Raw genomic sequence first — 2,334 nt, 5'->3', positions numbered from 1 at the left:
CCCTCGGCCAGCACCGCGTCATGTTCGCCGTCACCGACATCGACGACACCATCGCCCGTCTGCGACCCCACGGCGCGGAACTCCTCGGCGAGGTGGCCCGGTACGAGAACATCTACCGGCTCTGCTATCTGCGCGGCCCCGCGGGCATCATCGTCGCGCTGGCCGAGCAGATCGGTTGAGGGCTGCCTCTGAGGGCTGCCTCCAAAACGGTCGCGACGGCGCCGATCTGTCCGTCGCGTGCCCTGTCTGGGATGCTGAGGACCGGGCTCGACAGGGGGGCGGACGGTGTACACGGAACCGATGGCGCGAGCAGTCGTGGAACCAGCAATTCTTGAGCTGGTACGGCACTACCCGCGCGGCAGGCCGTTCTCCACGACGGTCACATGCGGCGGGGACGGCTTCAGCATGTGCGCCCACGTACGGGCGCAGTGGGCGGCACCCGGGCAGGTGAGGATCGCACTGGCCTGCTGGGTCGTCAACATGGACACCGCGCGCTTCCTCGGCGACACCCCGCCTGACAGCAAGGAGATGCGCCTGCCGCCGGAAGGCACGGCGCGGTGGGACGAGGACCTGACCAGCCGGGTGATCGGTCATCTCGCGACGCGTATGAACGCTCTCGCCGCCGCGCTGCCGACCGCCGACGAACACCTCACCATCACCGTGCCGTTCGCCCTGACGTAGCGCGCGACCGCACTCCCGGCCACCCCGGTGTGCGACGCCGAACCCTCGTCTCCGTCTCCGTCTCCGGCAAACGGCACGAAGGAGGCCCGCTCGTGGCGGGCCCCCTTCGCGGTGGTGCTTGGCGGTCAGTCCTCGCCGTGCTCATCGTGCTCGTCGTGCTCATCGGCCCCGTCGTAGTGGCCGAACTGCTCGTGGAAGCCGCCGTCGTGGTACGTGCCGGCGTCAGTGATGCCGAGGGGACCGCCCACATTGTGGTAGTAGGAACCGGCCTCATAGCCGTCGTCGGCGAGGGCGGTGCCGCTGGCGGACAGCAGGGCTGCGGCGGCAAGGGTGGTGGCGGCCAGGACGGTACGAATGCGCATGGGATCCTTTTCCGTTCCGTGATTGTGTGATGCGTCCTGGTTTTTCCCATTTTGTCGAGCGGGCAGACCTGCCCCGCCGCAATTCACTCGGACAGCCGCTGCCCGCCCTGATGGGTCGTCAGTGCGGCGCATACGACGGGCGACTCACCGCCTGCCGGAGCGGCCGCTCCCACCTGGCACTAATCCGTTGACCTTCGGCATTTTCGCCACTGTCGGGCCGGTGCGCGCCATTCGTACGCTTCTGGCATCACCCCACCGCAAACGGAAAGGCCGATTCGCATGTCCGAAAAGGGCAGAGAGACGTCAGACTTCACCCGGCGTACGGCGCTGGAGCGTGCTGCCGGATTCACCGTCATCGGCGCGGCGGCCGCCTTCGCCGTCGCGTCGTCCAGCACCTCCGCTGCCGCTGCCGTTGCCGACGCCGTCGGCACCGAGGCGACGGAGCCGGGAGGGCCGGGCACATCCTCGCCCTCGCCCTCGTCCTCGCCTGAGCCTGGTGACGGTTTGCCGAACGTGGTGGCCGGGGTGCGCGTCCCCGATACGGAACTGGCCCGCGCCGCGACAGCGTTCGCCCGCGAGGCCTGCTCCGAGACGCTGTTCAACCACGTCATGCGGACATATCTGTTCGGCTCGCTGATGTTCGACCGGCGCGGCGTCCGCTACGACCGCGAACTGGCCTTCGTAGCGGCCCTGCTGCATGACCTCGGGCTGGTGAAGGCGTACCAGACCCCGCACGAACGCTTCGAAGTCGACGGCGCCGACGCGGCCCGCACCTTCCTGCGGAAACGGCACATGCCCGCCGGGCGCGCGGACGTCGTGTGGGACGCGATAGCCCTGCACACCAACGTCGGCATCGCGACCCGCAAACGGCCCGAGATCGGCATCGTCGCCATCGGCTCCGGGCTCGACTTCACCGGGAACGACCTTGAGAAGATCCCGTCCGACGCGCTCGCCGAGATTCTCGCGGCGTTCCCCCGGGCGGGGTTCAGACAAGACGCCGTCGACAACATGCTCGCGCTGTGCCGCACCAAGCCCATGTCGGTGCTCATGCACCCCTTCGCCGAGGTCGGCCGCCGTCACCTCCCGGACTTCCCGGTGCCCACCGTGGAGGACCTTCTGCTTGCCGCGCCCTTCGGGGAGTGAGACAAACCGCTGGGGGACAAACCGCTGTGGGACAAACCGCTGGGGGAGTGGGTCTGGCCGGGGTGGCCCAAGGCGGGACGTGAGCCGGTTGCGGAGGTGGGATCGGGCGCATCTCGCCAGAAGGGCAGCATGATCATGCGTGACGTTG

The 2,334-nt window shown here is 68.8% G+C and carries 3 protein-coding genes and 1 pseudogene; 3 read left to right on the top strand and 1 reads right to left on the bottom strand.

Translation table 11 applies throughout. From position 1 onward, the window contains the following. Together AB8Z36_RS38390 and AB8Z36_RS38385 are read left to right on the top strand one after the other, a co-directional pair. A pseudogene (locus tag AB8Z36_RS38390) lies at positions 1 to 179 on the top strand (VOC family protein); the annotation flags it as partial. 121 nt (positions 180 to 300) lie between these two features. Further along, positions 301 to 681, top strand: a complete 381-nt coding sequence (locus AB8Z36_RS38385) for a hypothetical protein (protein ID WP_369217992.1) — start codon at positions 301 to 303, stop codon at positions 679 to 681. 125 nt (positions 682 to 806) lie between these two features. On the opposite strand, the gene AB8Z36_RS38380 is transcribed toward AB8Z36_RS38385, so the two are convergent. Then, the gene (locus tag AB8Z36_RS38380; protein WP_369217991.1) at positions 807 to 1,043 is read right to left on the bottom strand and encodes a hypothetical protein; all 237 of its coding nucleotides are present in this window, start codon (positions 1,041 to 1,043) and stop codon (positions 807 to 809) included. Between the two features lie 279 nt (positions 1,044 to 1,322). Between AB8Z36_RS38380 and AB8Z36_RS38375 the strand changes: the two genes are divergently transcribed. Continuing rightward, on the top strand, positions 1,323 to 2,186 hold the full coding sequence (locus AB8Z36_RS38375; RefSeq protein WP_369217990.1) for an HD domain-containing protein: 864 nt from the start codon (positions 1,323 to 1,325) through the stop codon (positions 2,184 to 2,186). Positions 2,187 to 2,334: the final 148 nt, after the last annotated feature.

The sequence above is a fragment of the Streptomyces flavofungini genome (assembly GCF_041028215.1).
GTDB classification, from domain to species: domain Bacteria; phylum Actinomycetota; class Actinomycetes; order Streptomycetales; family Streptomycetaceae; genus Streptomyces; species Streptomyces flavofungini_B.
Note: the sequence above shows the minus strand (reverse complement) of the source record. Positions and strands in the feature narration are given on the sequence as shown.

Coding starts and splice junctions, on each gene's coding strand:
- AB8Z36_RS38375 (WP_369217990.1), top strand. CDS start 1,323: ATGTCCGAAAAGGGCAGAGAGACGTCAGACTTCACCCGGCGTACGGCG.
- AB8Z36_RS38380 (WP_369217991.1), bottom strand. CDS start 1,043: ATGCGCATTCGTACCGTCCTGGCCGCCACCACCCTTGCCGCCGCAGCC.
- AB8Z36_RS38385 (WP_369217992.1), top strand. CDS start 301: ATGGCGCGAGCAGTCGTGGAACCAGCAATTCTTGAGCTGGTACGGCAC.